This is a genomic window from Microcoleus sp. K4-B3 (genome assembly GCF_036704615.1).
Taxonomy (GTDB): domain Bacteria; phylum Cyanobacteriota; class Cyanobacteriia; order Cyanobacteriales; family Microcoleaceae; genus Microcoleus.
Map to the genome: position 1 here is coordinate 136,933 of NZ_JAUBSF010000006.1, position 18,985 is coordinate 155,917.

Annotated in this window: 13 protein-coding genes and 2 pseudogenes; 7 read left to right on the forward strand and 8 right to left on the reverse strand. The window is 46.0% G+C overall.

The features are described 5' to 3' along the window. Positions 1-191 precede the first annotated feature (191 nt). Complete coding sequence (locus tag QUA78_RS05510) at positions 192-1,949, forward strand: ABC transporter ATP-binding protein (protein ID WP_333302836.1); 1,758 nt, start codon at positions 192-194, stop codon at positions 1,947-1,949. A 376-nt stretch (positions 1,950-2,325) separates the two neighbouring features. On the opposite strand, the gene QUA78_RS05515 is transcribed toward QUA78_RS05510, so the two are convergent. Both QUA78_RS05515 and QUA78_RS05520 read right to left on the reverse strand, forming a co-directional pair. Beyond that, positions 2,326-2,565: a hypothetical protein gene (locus QUA78_RS05515; RefSeq protein ID WP_333302837.1), complete on the reverse strand. Its 240-nt coding sequence runs from the start codon at positions 2,563-2,565 to the stop codon at positions 2,326-2,328. 19 nt (positions 2,566-2,584) lie between these two features. Next, entirely contained in the window at positions 2,585-7,135 is a 4,551-nt protein-coding gene (locus tag QUA78_RS05520; protein ID WP_333302839.1) for a WD40 domain-containing protein, read from the reverse strand. 379 nt (positions 7,136-7,514) lie between these two features. On the opposite strand from QUA78_RS05520, the gene QUA78_RS05525 reads away from it, so the two are divergent. After that, complete coding sequence (locus QUA78_RS05525; protein ID WP_172186242.1) at positions 7,515-7,871, forward strand: hypothetical protein; 357 nt, start codon at positions 7,515-7,517, stop codon at positions 7,869-7,871. A 43-nt stretch (positions 7,872-7,914) separates the two neighbouring features. Here the strand turns inward: QUA78_RS05525 and QUA78_RS05530 are convergent, their stop codons facing one another. The 3 genes from QUA78_RS05530 to QUA78_RS05540 all read right to left on the reverse strand — a co-directional run bounded on the left by QUA78_RS05530 (position 7,915) and on the right by QUA78_RS05540 (position 11,530). Continuing rightward, positions 7,915-8,892, reverse strand: a complete 978-nt coding sequence (locus QUA78_RS05530) for a YegS/Rv2252/BmrU family lipid kinase (RefSeq protein ID WP_333302842.1) — start codon at positions 8,890-8,892, stop codon at positions 7,915-7,917. A 179-nt stretch (positions 8,893-9,071) separates the two neighbouring features. Then, the gene (locus QUA78_RS05535) at positions 9,072-9,800 is read right to left on the reverse strand and encodes a DUF3891 family protein (protein ID WP_333302844.1); all 729 of its coding nucleotides are present in this window, start codon (positions 9,798-9,800) and stop codon (positions 9,072-9,074) included. A gap of 137 nt (positions 9,801-9,937) precedes the next feature. Continuing rightward, positions 9,938-11,530, reverse strand: a complete 1,593-nt coding sequence (locus QUA78_RS05540; protein ID WP_333302845.1) for a metallophosphoesterase — start codon at positions 11,528-11,530, stop codon at positions 9,938-9,940. A 525-nt stretch (positions 11,531-12,055) separates the two neighbouring features. Between QUA78_RS05540 and QUA78_RS05545 the strand changes: the two are divergent. After that, positions 12,056-12,235 (forward strand): annotated as a pseudogene (locus QUA78_RS05545) (N-6 DNA methylase); the annotation flags it as partial. A 317-nt stretch (positions 12,236-12,552) separates the two neighbouring features. Here the strand turns inward: QUA78_RS05545 and QUA78_RS05550 are convergent. Together QUA78_RS05550 and QUA78_RS05555 are read right to left on the reverse strand one after the other, a co-directional pair. Further along, a complete protein-coding gene (locus QUA78_RS05550) occupies positions 12,553-13,608 on the reverse strand; it encodes an alpha/beta fold hydrolase (protein WP_333302847.1) in 1,056 nt (351 codons plus the stop codon). Positions 13,609-13,830: 222 nt separating this feature from the next. After that, positions 13,831-14,058, reverse strand: a complete 228-nt coding sequence (locus QUA78_RS05555) for a hypothetical protein (protein ID WP_333398643.1) — start codon at positions 14,056-14,058, stop codon at positions 13,831-13,833. Between the two features lie 703 nt (positions 14,059-14,761). On the opposite strand from QUA78_RS05555, the gene QUA78_RS05560 reads away from it, so the two are divergent. Together QUA78_RS05560 and QUA78_RS05565 are read left to right on the forward strand one after the other, a co-directional pair. Continuing rightward, positions 14,762-14,947, forward strand: coding sequence for a hypothetical protein (locus QUA78_RS05560; protein ID WP_333302850.1), 186 nt, complete (start codon positions 14,762-14,764; stop codon positions 14,945-14,947). A 356-nt stretch (positions 14,948-15,303) separates the two neighbouring features. Continuing rightward, positions 15,304-16,689 carry a hypothetical protein gene (locus QUA78_RS05565; RefSeq protein WP_333302851.1) on the forward strand — a complete coding sequence of 462 codons (1,386 nt, stop codon included), beginning with the start codon at positions 15,304-15,306 and terminating at the stop codon, positions 16,687-16,689. A gap of 481 nt (positions 16,690-17,170) precedes the next feature. On the opposite strand, the gene QUA78_RS05570 is transcribed toward QUA78_RS05565, so the two are convergent. Then, positions 17,171-18,007 (reverse strand): hypothetical protein, encoded by an 837-nt coding sequence (locus QUA78_RS05570; RefSeq protein ID WP_333302853.1) that lies wholly within the window; start codon positions 18,005-18,007, stop codon positions 17,171-17,173. A gap of 377 nt (positions 18,008-18,384) precedes the next feature. Between QUA78_RS05570 and QUA78_RS05575 the strand changes: the two are divergent. Further along, positions 18,385-18,531 (forward strand): annotated as a pseudogene (locus QUA78_RS05575) (IS701 family transposase); the annotation flags it as partial. Between the two features lie 4 nt (positions 18,532-18,535). Beyond that, a complete protein-coding gene (locus QUA78_RS32765) occupies positions 18,536-18,667 on the forward strand; it encodes a transposase (RefSeq protein WP_445302367.1) in 132 nt (43 codons plus the stop codon). Positions 18,668-18,985 lie beyond the last annotated feature (318 nt).

Here is an 18,985-nt window from a genome sequence, read left to right on the forward strand (position 1 = left end):
CGATCGCTGATATCATATTCAGGCTCAGATATCTCTATGACTTACGCAGAGATCCCCCTCGCATCCCCCTTAAAAAGAGGGACTTTGAATAATAATCTTGTCCCCCCCTTACTAAGGGGGGTTAGGGGGGATCGAAGTTTGAATATTCTTGCAGAGATTCCCAAAAACAGAATTTGCGAGGGCAAAATATCTTGAAAACTCGATCGACATACTGGCAAATCTTACCCTACCTCCGCCCCCAAAAACAAACCATCGGTAAAGCATTAGCTTGTACCGTAGTATTTACCATATTTTGGCCTATTATAGCGTGGCTAGTTGGCGAAACAGCCAAATTTATAGGTAAAGGAGATTTACAAGGGTTCGCTCAAATTGCTGCACTCAGCGCCATTATATTTCTAATTCGCGGTACAGCCCAGTACGGTCAAGATACGCTGATGGCAAAAGCTGCTTTGACTATTGCTTTAGAAATTCGCAAAAAAGTCTACTCCCACCTGCAAAAACTAAATCTCGGCTACTTTGAAACTGCCAAAACTGGAGATTTATCCTACCGCCTCACCGAAGATATTGACCGCATTGGCGAAGTAGTAAATAAATTTTTTCATCAGTTTATCCCTTGTGTTTTGCAGCTAATTGCTGTACTGGGATATATGATTTATCTCAACTGGCAATTAACTCTAGGTGCATTAATTATTGCACCGCTGATGGCTATTTTAATTGGCTGGTTTGGTGAAAAACTGCTAAGTTACTCGCGGCAAAGTCAAAATCGCATCTCTGATTTATCCGCTTTGCTGACTGAAGTATTCAGCGGCATTCGTTTAATCAAAGCATTTGTGGCTGAAGACTACGAAATTGCCCGCTTTGCAGAAGAAGCGGAACAAAACCGCCGCGCTAAGTATTTGTCAGAACGAATAAAAGCACTTCAGTTCGTTGTAGTTGGCTTTCTGGAAGCGATGAGCGTGATTTTGCTCTTTTTCCTCGGAGGTTGGCAAATTTCTCAAGGAAATCTTACAGGTACTGAATTTATCAGTTATATAGCAGGGGTGGCACTTTTAATTGACCCGATCGCTATCACAACTGCTAATTACGGAGATTTTAAGCAGGGAGAAGCTTCTAGCGATCGCATTTTTGAATTATTAGCAATTGAACCAACAGTAGTCGAAAAATCGGGTGCAATTGAACTTCCCCACGTTACCGGAAAAGTCGAATACCGCAATATTAATTTTGCCTACCCCCCTCAACCCCCCCTTGATAAGGGGGGGCAAGGGGGGGTTCCGATTCTGCAAAACATGAGTTTACTGGTGCTTCCCGGAGAAATGATTGCCCTTGTTGGTGCATCCGGTGCGGGTAAAACTACTTTAGTAAACTTGTTACCCAGATTTTACGATCCGCAAGCGGGACAGATTTTAATTGACGGTATTGATATTCAAGATGTCACCTTAAATACTCTACGGAGGCAAATCGGAATTGTACCGCAAGAAACAATTTTATTTTCCGGTACAATTGCTCAAAATATCGCTTTTGGGCGCTCTTATTATGAACTGAAAGATGTGCAAAAAGCTGCGGAGATTGCTAACGCTCATCAATTTATTAGTGAGTTTCCCGACGGTTATCAAACTTGGGTAGGAGAAAGGGGTGTAAATTTATCTGGTGGCCAAAAACAAAGAATTGCGATCGCCCGTGCAGTTCTGCTCGCTCCCAGAATATTGATTTTGGATGAAGCGACATCGGCGCTGGATTCTGAATCCGAAGGTTTAGTGCAAGAAGCGCTGGAAAGATTGATGCGCGATCGCACGGTTTTTATCATAGCTCACCGCTTGGCTACTGTGCGGAGAGCCGATCGCATTTTAGTTTTGGAAAAAGGCAGAATTGTGGAATCAGGGACGCACGAGGAGTTGCTGGAAAAGGGCGATCGATATGCTGGCTACTACGCTCAACAGTTTAGTCAGTAGGCTACGTTAGAAACCGGGTTTTTAGCCGTTTCTGCTGGCCTCAACCAAGTATTCTGGAAAAAACCCGGTTTCTGGTTACCCGCGCGCGCTTCGACAAGAAACCGGGTTTTTGGCCGAATCTGCTGGCCTCAAGGAAGTATTGTCGAAAAAACCCGGTTTCTGACCACCCGTGCGTAAGTTCTAATCTCATAAAAATCTCCTTCTAAAGCCTCTCTCGTCTCCAAAGTAACGGAGGACACGGCAATGCCGTTTCCCTACCCCAAAATCATCGATTTTCCTCGATGAGAAATGTAACCCTCGCCCGATTAATTGTAGGGCCACGGCACTGCCGTGTCCTAATTATGGGTAATATCAATTCCGCTGAAGCATGGTAGGTTTAGTTGTCCCATGAGTTTCTTTCTTCTTCTAGTTCCCGATCGATTTCTTCAACAGTTCTGGAGACATGACGGCTGCGGATTTCTGTAAGCAATTCCAACACCTTACGCCGCCCGCCTTGATGCTTTTCTGGTATAATCACAAAAACTTCAACCTCTTCACCAACAGATCCAGGCGGCACTTGAATTTCAAGTTTATTTCCTGCAAGAACTTTGGTTGTAATCCGTATTGCTGACTGCATAGTTTCTCCTGTGCGACGATCAATTTTCAACAGCCCCTAAAGCTTTGAGCGTGGCTTTTTCAACTTCCGTTAAACCCGTAACTCCTGCAATATTCATGTTTTCATAAAGTCGGTCATTTTTCAGTGTTTTGATGCACTCACCAGTCTGGAAATCCCAAAGTTTAATTGTGCCATCCCGACTGCAAGCAGCAATAATTTTTCCATCTGAATTGGAGGCAACCGAGTTAATTCTACTGGTATGACCTTGCAAAATTTTTAGACATTCACCACTGCGGACATCCCATAATCTTACCGTTTGATCGACACTTCCACTAACAACTATTTCACCAGAATAACTAAAGGCAACTGAACGTATCCAATCAGTATGCCCCTGCAAAATTTTTAGACATTCACCACTGCGGACATCCCATAATCTTACTGTACGATCGATACCTCCACTGGCAAGTATTTCACCATTCTGGCTAAAGGCAATCCCGCGCGCCAAACCCATATGCCCCTGCAAGATTTGGAGGCATTCACCACTATGGATATCCCACAGCCTTACCGTTCCGTCATAAGTTGTACTGGCAAAGATATCGCCATTTGGACTGAAGGCAACCGAGTATACTGAACTGTTAAGCCCTGGCAAAGTTTTGAGGCATTCACCAGTACCGATATCCCACAGCTTCACCATTTGGTTATGACCTGCACTAGCAAGTATTTTACCATTTGGACTGAAGGCAATCGATCGTGTTTCATTTTTCAACTCTGGCAAAGTATGGAGGCATTCACCACTACAAATATCCCATACCCTCAGTGTTTGGTCATAACTAGCACTGGCAAGTATTTCACCCGAAGGACTGAAGGTAACTAAGTCTACTCGATCGAGATGTCCGTGCAAGATTTGGAGGCACTTACCGCTGCTGACATCCCACAGCTTGACAGTTTTTTCGTCATCGCCGCTGGCAAACATTTCACCGTTTGGACTGAAGGCGATCGACCTTACTTGATTGCTATGCCCTTGCAGCGTATTCAAGCATTCACCGCTGTTAATAGCCCACAGCCTCAGCGTTTTCTCGTAACTACCACTAACAAGTATTTCACCGTTTGGACTGAAGGCGACTGACCCTACTCGATCGTTATGCCCTTGCAAAGTATTCAAGCATTCACCGCTGTTGATATCCCACAGTTTTGCTGTGCGATCGTGACTTCCACTTGCGAGTATTTCGCCCGAAGGACTGAAGGCTATTGACCGTACTAGACCGAAATGTCCCTCCAAAGTTTTGAGACATTCACCGCTGCCGATATTCCATAGCCTCACTGTTTCGTCGCCGCTGCCGCTAGCAAGTATTTCACCAGCAGAATTAAAAGCAACTGAAAACACGTTTTTAGTATGGCCGTACAAAATTTTGAGGCATTCACCAGTACCGACATTCCACAGCCTCACTGTTGTGTCGCCACTTCCACTGGCCAACATCTCACCAGCAGGATGGAAAGCCACTGAAAATACAACTTTAGTATGGTCTTGCAAAATTTGGCAGCATTCACCCGTGTGAATATCCCATAACCTGATCGTGCCATCGAAACTCCCGCTAGCGAGTATATTTCCATCAGGATTGAAGGTGACTGACATTACTGATTCGGTATGTCCCTGAAAAACTTTTAAACATTCACCAGTCTTGACATCCCATAACTTGATTGTATTTTCATAACTCCCGCTAGCAAGTATCTTACCGTCAGGACTGAAGGCGACTGACTCCACGACGTTAGTATGTCCTTTACAGGTCAATATTTCTCTGCAACTGCTAGCTTCCCACAAGCGAACTATGCCATCAGTATCACCTGTAGCTAACAGTTTGCCATCTGGACTAAATATTACCGATCGCACGCTGCCGAAGATTTTAGTAAAAGTAGAATTAGCTAAATTCGCTTCAGCAAAATTGACGTGGCGCAGCGTCGCATTTGTAAAATCAGCACCTAAAATAACGGCATGAGAAAGGTCTTTTGCTTCTAAAGCAGTCTTGTCCTTTTTTAACAACAGCGTCGCCGCATTTCCTCCCACATAACCCACCTCGCTTTCTGTTTTGCCCCGCGTTGCTTCCAGAATTTCTAGTAGGGGCGACTTCTCTAAAGCCCCCCTTGTTAAGGGGGGTTGGGGGGATCTCTCCTGGCTAGCATCGTCACGATCCCCCCCGGCCCCCCTTAACAAGGGGGGAGAAATTGCATCCAACATCGGCAACAACAAATCCATCACTGCTTTCGTCAGCGGCGCGTGTCCGAAACTCTGACGGAGTTGACCTAAATCTTCAGCAACAAATCCCTTCAAAGGCGCGATAAGTTCGTTGTTATTTCTCTTCTGCGCCTGAAGCCGACAATAATTAGACCAGGTGTACGATCGAGGTTCTGCATCAGGGTTGACACAAGACTGTTCAGGCGCAACTAATTCGGTAAAATCTGCGGCCAAAACTCCCAATTCTGCTGCAAATTTATAAGCGACAAAAAACTCTAATAACGAACGGTGTGCCGGGGTATAATCCCCATCTGCATTGCGAATTAGCATCGTTTGACCCATCATGTCGTAGTGCCAGTGGTCTAAGTCTTTTTCCTCTTGCACGACAGAACCAAACAGGCCTCGAATGCGATCGGGAAAACCGCGATAATTCAGGCTCATTTGGTCGGTAGACAGCATTTCCCAAGACAGTTCGCACAAAAAGTAAAGCTTATCTGCTACAGAAGTAAAAGTACGTTCTGCTTTGATATCTCTCTCTATCTTCCGCCGCACCGCATACAGATAAATCCGCGACATATCTACTGGTTTTCCAGCTTCAATATCGGGCAATGCTTCCAAAATTAACTCGGTCATCACAGGGCGACGCGCTAAATCCAATAGTTGCGGGTTTCCCATCACTTTTTCTACTGTCGCCGCTTCTGTTTGAAATGACAGCGCTAGCCTAATTTGCTCGTCGTTAAATTTCTCTAATTCTAAGACTTCAAATTGGGGAGTTTCGCCTGTTAAAATGGTTGTTGATGCTTGCAGTTCTGCATTGAACAATGCCCGTCCTTCCTTGCCTTCAGGAAAGTGTTCGGTACGGCAAGTGAGGATGACTTTTGCGCCGGGAACAACGGCTTTTGCCAGTTCCCAGAAGTTGTTGATGGTTTCTTGCCGATCGCACTTAGCGGCCATTTCATCAAAACCATCGAAAATTAGCAGAAATTTACCCATGCGATTAAGTTGTTCAAAGGCCGAATAACCCGCCAAAGGTATTTCGTGCTTACGAAAGAAAAACTCGGAAAATAGCGACTCGACACTAACTGCTTTGGCGTAATCTCGCAAAGGAATTACTAACGGCAAACGCGGACGTTCTAAGCCGCGCTTTTGAGCATCTCGGTAGCGTTGCAGCGCCATCCAAGCATAGTGCATCGCAAACCAACTTTTTCCCGTCCCAAATTCTCCTAAAACTGAAATATGTTCTTTAACTGGGTCATCTAACCACAGGTCAATATAACCTTCGATCCAGCCATCTCGATCGCCATAATGACTCACACCTATCTTGCGCTGAGTATCGGGGTCAATTTCTTCTTTGGTACAGGCTAACGGCACATATTTAGTATCAATTCCTCGGCTGGTGATTTCAGTTTCTAGCCAATCCAGATAAGCAGTAAAATCGGCATCTTGGTCGAGTAATTCATCGAAAGTATAGCAAGCTAAATTACGATTTTCGGCTTTCTCTACCTCGTCCCGCGCGGCGCGACTGATGCGGCGGGCTGTAACTAACCAACCTTCATCGGTGCGCTGTCTTTCCACCGACTCGCGCAAGGCTGAGATATCCCTGAGTCCGGCTTCTCCGGCTATTCCGCGCACTAAAATGCGATCGTACCGATTGCGTCTGACGGGAACATTGATAATCCATTCAAAATAGTTATCTTCCGAGATTTGATAGGTTTCAAACTTATAACTTAATGTTTCAAACCAACCGCGAACTTGTTGCGATAAAATAAAAGCTTGAGACTTTTGAATATTAGTTGATGCTGCGGCGGGAAGTGCGGGATAATCTTCAGCTTCCAGTCGTGCAAATTCGGTGCGAATTCCTTCGATAGTGGGGAGGCGTTCGATGCGATCCATTACCATAGATAGGCGTTTTTGCAAAGAGGCGATCGCATTTCCCACCATCACATCTCCCAGCGTCCGCGTCCGCTTTGCTACTTCCATAAACACGGCGGCAAATGCCATGAATTCCCGTCTGGGGTCAATGCCTAAATCTCGAATTTCTTTGCCTAAAGCACTGTCATTCAGATAGTCATCGCCTGCTTTAATTAAAATGGCTGGGCTATCGGACTCGAAAGCTTTGCGAAATGCTGATTCAATCTCTTTTTGGCGAAACAGTTCTAAAATCTGCTTGGGTTTGCCAGCGCCGTACTCGACTAAAGTATAAACATAAACTCCGCTAAAATCTGCGGGCGGAGCATCGGGGTCGAGGTTAAATCTTTTTAAGATTTTGATGACAGTTTCGTTGCGCTGAAACTTGTCTTTGATAGTGCCGAAGGGAATTGTCGTCAGGAGACTGATAACTAAGTCGAGACTAATTAACATGATCTAGGCTTTCCTATTTTTCCGTGGAAGTAATGCTCAAATCTAGAATCGGTAGGCTGTGTCCCTGAAATGCGCTGCGGGCGACGATCGCAAACTGCTCTATTTTTATGTTAACAGGATTTACGCGCTCCGACCAAAGAAACCGGGTTTTTACCGAATCTGCTGGTAGGAGCGCGTCTTTTCGTAAAAAACCCGGTTTCTGACCCACCGTTGGTAAGTTATATCCAGTTAATTAACTTAGCATTTTTTAGGAAATTTGACAACTATAAAACACAGAAAAAACCGACATACATTGTAGTAATAATAGCTCTAATTGAGTTGTCATATACGATTTTAAAAAGTTAAAATATAGATAACTAACAAATAAAAGTTGCTATCTATGAAAATACAATCTTCTGTCTTAGTCCACCTGGGATTTGGCAAATATGTACGCTCCGATCGAGTAACAGCAGTCATACCAATTGAAGAAGAACGGGGGCCCGGTCGGCGCACTTTCGTGCATATAGACGGCGAAGCAGACCCGATCGTTGCTTCGCGAGCCGAAGATACCATCATCCGCGACCTCGTGCAGGAACCGCGCGAAATAACTCAAGCTAGGCAGCAACAAGAAATCCTGCAAGATTTGCTGGCAGATTTGAGCAATGTTAACGTCACCGTGCGCCGCATCAGCCGCGATGAAGGTGGACTCGACCTCGAACGTTTGGAGCGCCGCATTCGCCAAATTTTAGACGCCTAAAAATGAAAGACCGCCCGGGCGGTCTTTCTTATTGTTTGTGTCGCTAAAAATTTTCATCTAAGGGTTTCAATGTAATTTCGATGTCCGCTAAACCGGTGAGTTTTTCCACCACGGGCTCTTCTTCAACTCGCGGTACAAAAATAGTTAAACCTCCCGGAACGCACTCAATAGAAACCGGAGTCATGCCGATGATTTCGCCGTCTACAACCACTTTTTGAGGCGGATCGGCACTAATTGTTACTTTTTTTGCCCGCAAATAACCGATGTCGTCGCGATCCGTAGCATTGCCGCTCAAAGCTGTTTGCAATAGATGATAAGAAGCTGCGATCGCCCCAGCTTTATTCTGAGGCGCCACCAGCGTCACGTCCAGCAAGCCGTCATCAAAAATAATCCCGGCAGGCCCTTGAGCTAAAATAGAAGTAGGCGGCGCTGCATTCGCCACTGTCACGGCGACAGCAGTAAGGCTGATAATTTTATCTTCGGTTTCGATTTCCGCTTCAAATCTTTCTAAATTGTTTAACTGTTTAATTCCCGACAAAATGTAAGCCAGCATTCCCCAGCGATTCTTCATTTCGCGATCGGCTAGTTCGACGGTTTCCGCCTCAAAACCCACTCCAGCTAACAAAACCATCGGCATTTCACCGTTGCAAATCGCCGCATCTACCACCCGCGTCAACCCTCCAAAAATAGTTGCGCAGGCGGTTTCAATTGTATTGGGAATGTCTAAAGCATTAGCAAAAGCATTCGCCGTTCCCCGCGAAATAATTCCTAAAGGAATATTTGTGCCCACAATCGCCCCAGCAACTGCGGATAGTGTGCCGTCGCCCCCGGAAGCAATAATTGCCTCAACTCCCCTAGCAACTGCTTCGCGGGCGATTTGATCTGCGTCTAATTCTCGGGTTGTCAGCCGAATGTCTAAGTCAATAAAAGGCTCTAAAAGTTCCTGAATTCTAGCTAAGTCTTGGTCGGGGTCGCTGTTGCCGGCGACGGGATTGAAAATTAGACAGGCTGAACGTTTCATATTTGGTAATTGGTAATGGGTAATCGGTAATTGGTGATGGCTCGTTGATAATATTATGTCCGTTCAATCGGCAACAATCAAATTGGTTTGTAGTGAGAACTTCAGTCCTCATAAAACTCGATCGGCTGAAGTTCTCCCTACAAACCTAGAACGGTGCAGTATTTTTGCTAGAGGTTTAATTAAGACTTGACAAAAGTCCACTCTAAGACTTCGCGGGGAGCTTTGTGCAGCGCTTCCTTAATTTCCTGGTTGCTGTCGAACTTGACTTTATCCAAGTGGCACGCTTCGACGTTAACAGTAAACTTATCGTCTTCAAAAGGCCAAGGAGTTACAGTCACAAGTTCGTTGCTGTTCTGTACAATATCGTAGCGCTTACCGTCCGGGCCGACACTAATTTCTAAAGCTCGTTCTCCGGCGGGTAACTCGCGGCTGCAAAGAATTAATGATAGCCGATCGCACCACTGGAAAAAAGCATAAGCTGCCTTAGCATCTTTCTCGGAAACTTGCAACTCTTTGCGCCATTTTTTTTGATTTTCCAGTTGTTCGTCCAAAAACTCGTCGAGTTCCTTCGACTCTCCCCGCTTTCCTTCATTGAGAAAGCTCATGTGCATAGAAATCAGCATTGCTACCCAGCGACCGCGATATAGGGCATTCTGCGTCATGGCTTTAATTTTCGGCACAGAGGTTCCCGTCTGCAAGGTAAAATCAAAGGGCGCGCCCGCTTCAGTCAAAATATTCTCTTCCCACTCTTTCTCCAAATCATCGTGATGCGAAATAGCCGCTATGGTTTCGTAGAGGCGAACCGGAGATTTCGAGCGCTTCCACTGTCCGCCAAGTTGCGCCGCGAGCAAAGCGTGGGCGCGGTGGTAAATAATTTCCCAGCCGGTGGCGGTTAAATTAGCAATCATGGAATTTTTGTCCTGAATTAAGTTGATAGAGCATTCGGCTCTCGATCCCCCCTAACCCCTCTAAAAAAAAGGAGGGAACCGGAATCGGTCAAAGTCCACCTTTTTAAGGGGGATCGAGACTTACAGAAAAACGAAAGTTAAATCACAAAAGGTTCGATCGAGATATCGTGCCATTTCCCCTCAAATCGTTCGACAACCAAAGGTCGGATGCGGAACTTGGGAGGACACCCATCGAGAACATCAATCCGCAAACACGAATAAGGACGGCGTTTGTGGGAACCTTGACCGCTGCGGCCGACAAATAGCAAAGATTCCGCTATCCGCCGAGAGTCTTTTTGCGATCGCCCGCCCTCGCGCGCCGAGCGATAAGCTTCTGGACTTGATGCTTCCTGCAACACCGGCCCTTCCGGGCGCTGGCGGCGGAGACTGTGGCCGCTTCCCCCGCAGACAATCCAATTAATCCCAGAGTCGCCGTGTCCGGTATCCCCAGTCCGCAGGTATTCCAAACAGTGAGCGTGGCCCGTCAGCACCAAATCTACTAGCGGACGCCCCCGCGCCGCCTCCCCAACTGCATCGGCCACCCCGTCGAGCACCTCGCGCAATCGCAACCTAACCGCCAAAGTTTGAGCTTGATTCCACTTTGTCGCCTCCGTCACGTAGGGGGGATGGTGCAGGTAAATTACCCGCCCCCGCACCTCGGAATCAGCCCAAGACGCAATCAGTCTTTTTCTCAGCCATTCGAGCTGTTCAACGTCTGTAGCTGTTTTGTCGGGCGACAGTTGTTTGTCAATATCCATCAGGATTTCGTCAACTTGCTCTAATTTGGCGGCCAAGTCGTCTAGGTGTTCGGCTTCCTCGGGAATTTGGGGGTTCAGCCGAGCGCAGATTTCGAGCATTGCCAATTTTTCTTGTTCCAACTTCTGCCGATCGAGTTCCAAATTCTGGCGGCGAATGTCGCCCTGTTTGGTTTTCGGGATCGGCAAGGGTTCGTTGAAGGTGTTGGAGTCGAGGGCGAAGAAGTCGATGCCGCCGCTGCGGAACGTGTAATAGCGGTTGGGTAAGCGGGTAAAACGTCCGGGTTGGTAACGGAGGCAGCGGCCTGTGCTGGTGCTGGCGGTGTAGTGGGCGTCTAGGTGGCGATCGAGATCTCCCGGCATTTTGTGAGCTTTGAGGTAGTCGAGAAAGGCTTTAGCGTAGGTATTTCCGCGATCGGAACCGTGCCAGCCGACATCGAGATCCAACTTGGAACCCAACAGCCGACGCAGCGGCAAAGCTGTCGCCGACAGAAGGCCGTAGACTATGGGCAAGTCGTAATAGTCGTGGTTTCCCGGTACTGGCAAAAACGGAAAGTTAAACACCATGCGATCGTAGGCAATCCGAGAGGGTTGCTCGCCGCCGACTATAAATTCTCGGTAGGGGCGAATAAAGTTTTGCAAGTAATATTCGCTGGAACCGACGAGATAAACGACATCGCCCGTGTGGAGGAGGAAACGGCAATTTTCGCGCTCCGAGAGCATCAGTTCGGCCACTTGCCGCTGGGGATTGTGGCCGCGGTGGTTGCCCGTGCCGCTGTCGCCTGCGACTAAAAACGAAAACTCTGGAGAGTCGGTGGTTTGAGATCCCAAAACCATCCGAGTTTGGTCGATTCCCCGATCGACGATCGACTGTTCTTGCCACCGCACCCGCTCTTTCATTTTGCGGATTTTGACTGTTATTCGCGGGTCGGACACGAATTTCAATTCACCTCTTCTCCCAAATTGCTGAGTTCCTAGTTAATCATAGTGTAGCGATCGGGCGAGTTTTTACCTCTCTCTAAAAGCTGAAAATCGACGCGCGGGTACTCAGAAACCGGGTTTTGGACGAGAATACTTCGTCAAAACCGACAGCAACGGCCAAAAACCCGGTTTCTTTGTTTCTTTGGTTTGACGCGCAGGCAGTCAGAAACCGGGTTTTTTACTGAGAAGACGCGTTACCACCGACAGCAACGGCCAAAAACCCGGTTTCTTTGGTTTTGATGCGATCGCCCCGTCTCTAAACTCAAATAAGGGTTTGTACGAGGCGGTGCTGTTTGCTGCCGAAGACGAGGGAATCTATCAACGACCTGGGAAGATTACACTAACAATGCCAGTTTTGCGGGAGTTGTTGAAAATCTTAAATCGAATTCTCAGAGCCAATATTAATGAGGATGAGTTTAGGAAATTTTATCAATATTTCCTGGGAATTTTGCTCAAAAATAAGGGCCCAAAGGCGGAGATTTTTTTACTCCAATTTCACTGGTAAAGCTGATTGTCGATGTAATAGAGCCGAATTGCGGGGGAATTGTAGACCCGGCTTGTGGTGCTGGGGGAATGCTGGTTTCGAGTGGCTCAATAAAAATTTGGGTTAAGAAAAAGGCATTACGAGACAGTATTTATCGCAATTTGCTGTTTGATTAGATTGAGAGTAGGAGCTTGAGTTTTACCTAGTTAATAGCTGACACAATTGTCAAAAAAACGAATAAATTAATCGATATTTATTCACCAGTTTTTAACTATAATTGCTTCTAATCCTGATGCTGTCGTCACATCTCGCTGAAGTCAAGCGGCTGTGCAAATTCTGCACAATTCATTCCCAGTAAGCCATTCAGCTTTAGCCCAGATGTCTGGTGTTTTTGCAAAATAGTTTTAAGGTTCTGGGCTGGAGGAATTAAACCCCCTAATCCTTTCCTCCCCGCAACTATTGCCGAGGAGTGTTCAGATTTTATTTGATAATCTCAATCAACACTCAAGGCATCGAACCACTGTAAAATCCGATTCCATGCCCACCACCGATCGCTATCAGCAAATTGATGCTGACAACGTTTACTACTGATATGCCCAACATGACCGCCGTAGGCTGTCAACACTAATTCTAAGGCAGGATTGTTCGCGCTAATGGCTTGCAACTCAGAGACAAGCACCGGGTCAAACATCGGATCGTCCGCTGCATAAAGGATGAAAGTGGGTTTTTTGAGGTGAGGTAAAATGTGTAGAGCGCTGCTAGCGTCATAGTATTCTTCCACAGAGGAGAAACCTAACGGGCCAATTACCAGTTCATGGTCAAAGCCCCAAATGCTGTTGGCGCGTTCAATAGCGGCAGGATCGATCGCCCCTGGATGTGCTTTAGCGATCTTTTTTGCTAGTTTTTTTAACTGTCGCGCGATCGCTTTTTCTAACAATTTCCCCCACTCATCTTTAACTAGATAAGACAGAGAACGGTTCGAGTCCAAGCTGGGGCAAATTACTGCCGCGCCTGCTAGTTCTGACTCTTCAATCCCTAAGTCAGGCCCCCAATCTGCGATCGTCTGAGCTGATTTTACGGCCCACAAGGCTAATTGTCCGCCCAGGGAATAACCCGTGAACCAAAAAGGCGCGGGACATCCCATTTCTTTAGCAGCGGCAGCAATCCGAACGAAATCTTCGCCTTCGTATAGGCCATCAGAAGTCAGGGTGGGAGAGAGTTTGGCTGTTTTGCCGTGAGCTCGCCAGTCAAATAATACCACTGCACAGCCTTGGGCATAGGCTTTACGGCCTAGTAGCCTCAGAAACCATTGATTATCCAGATCGCCAGTAATGCCGTAAGTACCGACAATGGTATATCGGGGATTTTCGGGGATGGCAACCCAGCCGAAAATCGGGACTCCACAGGCACCAGTAAAGATGTGTTCTCGGTAAGGGGGCTCTGGGTAAGGGATCGTCTTTTCCCAACGGCGACTAGCCCTTAATGCGGTGTACAACGTCATTAATAGGCCGTTGTTCAGCAGCCAAGGTGGAGTATAGGCAATGGTCATAAGCGGATATCGGAAATGTCTGTCTTGTTGTTGGGATGATTTTACTTGACAGTTTGGCTATTCTAGCGACTAACCCTGAAAACCGCAATACTTTTTGAGTAAATGCACTCCAGGGGGAAGTCAAGCCAAAATAATAAATAAACTCTATCTAAGCGAGGAAAGACCTATCTACAGCAACCTTATAGGTTTAAAGAAAAACCAGCTCAAGCAACGGGAAAAGCTTTACCCCCAGAGACTTCCAGGCGATCGCCTTGCAACAGCATATCGGAATTTGCTCAACGCGCCCCTGCTATCTGCACAGAAATTGACCAGCCCGTTTGTGCCTGTATTAACTGGTGGGGAAAGGTGATTCGCCTTGGTGTTGCTACCCCTAGCCAAACCCAAAGCCCCTTGAACTGCCCCGCTATGGTGGCGGCCGTCAAGGGCGGTATTCGCTGTATCGCCACTCACCTCAAGCCGGAACCCCCCAGCCAGTCCGCACTCACAGCAAGGGCTATTCAGCTAAAACAGAAACCGGTTGGGGCTGGACTTGGCGAGGGCTATCGCTAACCCTCCCGACATAAAAAAATTCAAAACTCTTGTGGTATCGCTCTTCTGTGACAAAGCGTCCGAGTATAATAGACTAAAATCTCTCAAAGCTAAGCTGGGTCTATGGTTAAGCCTCGCCAAGCTAATTCGACTTTGAAATTGATTGATGAGTATTGTAGCTATTACAGAAATCTGTTTCCATAATTCAGAAGCTGTGAAGCTTTTACCCACCTTCATGCTGATATAATTTCTGGCTCAAAGCCCAGTTTGCATCGGGTTACAAACACACCGAAACAGAGAAACTCAAAGGCATAATTAGCAGCCAACTAACCCAGATGCTACGCCTCAACAAAAGCCGGATGAATTAGTTAGACAAGTTCCAGCAACTGATTGATGAATACAACAGCAGTTATCGCAATGTCGAGACATTATTTGCCGATTTGGTGGAGTTTGCCCAAGAACTCAACTTTAAGGATAAACGTGCAATATCCGAGAACTGGGCAGAGGAAGAATTAGCGATTTCTGACTTATTAACCCAACCAGATATTACTTTAACGAAAAAGAAAAGCACGAAATCAAGAAAGTAGCAAAGGAACTTTTATCAACTTTCAAAAAATAAAAATTAGTGTTAGATTGGCGCAGGCGACAGCAAACAAAGGCAGCAGTTAAAGTGGCGATCGAGGAAATTTTAGATCGACTGCCCGAAAGCTACTCAACCGAAGCGTATCAGCGCAAATGTCAAGAGGTTTACCAGCACGTTTACGAATCTTACTCTGAGGCTGGACGCAGCATTTACACCGCAGCCGCTTAAAGCTGAATTGCCAGCCACCCACCCACAGCTTTTGTCAAAAATTCATCAAAAATTCATCAAAAATTCATCAAGGCTTTACCAACTTTTTCTCAGATTGACTGTAATTTATGATACCGATCACCCAAGTTGCCCGAATCTCCACAAATGCAGAATTTTTAATATTTAATTTCCCTATCTCCCTCTCTCTCCCTCTCCCTCTCTCCCCCTCCCCCCCTCTCCCTCTTTCCCTCCCCCCTCTCCCTCTTTTTGCCTAAAATTTGCAATTTTTGAGTGACGAATCATGGCAGGATGGCAGCGTGTTTTGATACCATGCAATCAAACGCAAGACAATCAGGGAATGCACTGGAGGTGCGTAAATGGAGCTTTTGGGAGAACAAAAACGGTGCTTGGATTGCTTGGTAAGCTCGATCGAGCAATTGGGAGGTCGAGTAGAGATTCCGATGCTGGAGCAGATAGCTGAGCTCATCATTCAAACGATGAGAGGGCCTTGGCGCTACTTTCACACGTCGGAACACATTTTTGAGGTCGGGGGGTCAGTCGATCCGATCGAGGTGCTGGCTGCGCTGTTTCACGACCTCGTGTACGTGCAAGTCGATCAGGGTGTCAGTTTCAATATTAGCAGCGCCCTTTCTCCTTTTGTCAAAGAGGTGCGATCGCAGTTAGTTATTAGAGATGAAACCGAACTGCCCAACGATGCCATGTATCACCTAGTGGCCTCAGTATTTGGGTTTATTCCCGGCAAGGCTCTCTCTCCGTTTGCCGGTCAAAACGAATTTTTGAGTGCCGTTATTGCTGCCAAATGTTTGGAGCCTTTTTTGCCAGCTAGTACGATCGCCGAAATCGCCGCTTGCATCGAAGCTACTATTCCTTTTCGTCCGGTTGCGCCCAGCGGTTTGAGTGCGATCGAACTTTTGCACCAGCGTTTGGTAAGTGCGAACCGCGATTTTAAATTGGGATGGAGCGATGCCGAAACCGTAGAAATTGTCAAGCGATCGGTCAGGTTAGCAAATCGGGATGTAGAGAATTTTGCCTCTCCAAATTCCTCTAATTTCTTAGACAATACCTGGAACTTGATGCCAGAAACCAACCACGAATTAAGCAATGTCAATTCCTATACTGTTGGTGGATATCGCAGGTCTCTGCAAAAAATGGAAGGATTTTTGAACTTCCTCAAACCCGAACTGGTTTTCCAGCAGTTTATGCAAGAGCCGGACGATGAAACCTACGCTAACCTGATTGCCAGAACTCGAAAAAATATCGAAGTTGCTAAACTTTATCTAGGGATAAAGCTAATTACCATCGCCATTTTAGAAGCTCTTTCCTACCGTTTGGGGCGCGATATTCCGCTTTCAACTATGATGGGAGAATTGCGCACGCCAGGATTTAAAACCTCGGTTTTGGAGGATTACTTGCCCAACAGACAGATAGCCTACCCCTTAGAAAGTCAGTTGCAAAGAGAGGTTCTTAATTTGTTAGCAATAGGACGAAATCAAGAATCACCCTACGATATTAAAAACTCTCCCGTAGCTACGTTTATTATCAAATCTATCGGCTTTTCTGAAACAGAAAACTTTTTGAAGAAAGCTCAAGATTTTTTTGCAGGTCATATTTCGTCGGAAGAGTTTCTCTCTTACTGTTCACCCGATGTAATCGACACCATCTCCTCCGGGGTGATGAAACTCTTTGACAGCAGGAAGATGGCTTTAGGGAAGGTTAAATTAGCTCACCCAACTCTTTCTTAGCATAGGTTGGCACAATCTTAAAAAGTTCGCGATCGCCGAAACCTGGTTTATTGAGTTCAGTCACGATCTCCGGTTAGTGGGACTTAGACATTTTAAGGCCCCTAAAGGGGCTGAAGACCTCTCGATCGCGCGCAAGAGGTCGATGACCTAAAAATGCCTGAAACCCTTGTAGATACTAGATTTATGCTTATTAGAGCTAAAAGTCTCTCTATATCTAGGTTTGAAGCCATTTTCGCCTCAGTTTTTGTCTCAGTCCCGCTAATCTTGGTAAGCCCAAGCGCATCTAAAGTTTACAGTCAAGTTTGATGAAATTCTTGTGGGGTGGGCTCTCGTAGCCCGCCCGAAAAATACAACGCAAGATGCCCGACAGTTTATGATTGAAGAAATATTTCTTTAAACCATAAAAAAAAGTCCTCTTTAAAGGACTTTAGCTATGAGTCTGGGGTTTGAACCCCAGGCGGACTAATTAGACATCCAACTTCTATGGCTGTGAACCAGGCGCACCCTCTGCGCCGGGGTTGCTATTAGGTACAGCCGTACCCGTAGAATTAGAATCAGTCTGGCTTTGCGTATTAGTTTCGCCGCTGGTACCTGATCCAGAAGCGCCATCATCTGGAGTTGGAGATGGAGTAGCTGAACTCTCAGGTGCTGGAGTTGGCGGAGTGGTAGCTGGCTCGTTCTGCGAATTCGGAACCGTAGTATTGGTATTATTTGACCGCGAAGATGGAGACGGCGCTGCTTGCTGAGCGGGTGCATCTTGCTGCTGTGAATTGGGAATTGTAATATTGATATTGGGAGCCGGACTTTGTTGAGGAGCCGGAGCAGCCTTTTGAGCTGGACTTGGTTGAGGAGCAGGCGTAGCTTTTTGAACTGGAGATGGTTGAACCGGAACAATCTTTTCAATGATCGTTTTTTCTCTCTCTATAGTCCGAGTCGGAGCAGGTGTTGCTGAAGGCTGATTCGCTTTCGGTACAACAATCACAGGAGCAGCAGTAGGAGTAGGAGCCTCCTCACCCCGATTGAAGTAATATACACTGCCGAGAACTAAGCCGGCCAAAGAAGCAAGAAGAATCCCTAACAGTAACCCGCGACCAGCATTCTCATTATCGCGGACTTCTTGGACTCCAACTTGGCGGTGGTTTTCCGCCATTTCACCCTGTACGTAACCTTGGTGATGAGCTGCTTCTTTAGAAGCCTTCGCCGTTGTACTCGGAACACTTGTAGTAGTTCGCGTTGTACTGACGTGACCGTTACTTGCATCTGTGTGAACTTCTTGATGAATTTCACGGCTAGAGCTATTTTCTTCGTTAGGTTTCATAATTATCTTCGTCACAACTATTCAAAAAATATTAGTCTGTAGGAGATGCTTCAGTTTGAAAACTTGAGCTAAGCGGTTCAGCATTGAAATCACTTCTTTCGATTCACTCACTGTGAAGATTCAGGTGTAAGCATTTGGCGTTTTGGTCATACCCAGTTTAAATGCTTAACAGCTTTCTGCTTAGGGAGTTTAGAGAACTTTTGGTTTTTCCTTCATTTGTATCCAATCTAACTCCCCAACGCATTAACCAGGCTCTACCCTCAGAGTGATTGTCCGAGTTCCCCAAAGGAATAGAATTCGCGGGACTTAAACAAAAAATACGGGCTAAATGAGTTATAATGCCTGCTCTGCAAGCATATAAATTTAAACAATGAGCAATGAAAGACACAACCCCCGCCGCAATGCCCCCCTGCTTTGATAAATGGTGTCAAAGATTTGACGATATCTTTGGTCATCAAGCCCAAAAACGGGAGTTTAAAAACTATTTAGGCGAATTATTGGCAGAAAGTGAGCGAAAAAACCTCGATAGTGCTAATTGATGCTGGGTATGGCAATAATAAAAATTTTTTACAAAAATTAGAGAAAAGGAAATTAAAATACATAGGACGAATCGCCAAAAATCGAAAAGTAATAATTCAAAAAGGATCAGATGAAAAATAGGATATTCCACGAAACGAGTTGGCAAAAGCCTTGTTCCAAAAGGTTTTTACTAATTTTACCTACCAGTAAAAAAACAGATTGCGGTGTGGTTAGCCAGAATATAAATCGAGTTATCAAACTACACAAACAAGAAAGTAATAGCGAGCGTCATGAATGCAGCTACTTTCGATGAAGCCAGTGAAATTGATTATTTGATGACTAATGTTGACTTTTAAACGGTAAAAGGGGAGTGGATAGCAAAGCAGGGTAAGCTCATCTAATTTGGTATAAATTGTACTTGACAAAAAGGGCAATATATACGATTTGGCATTAGTGATT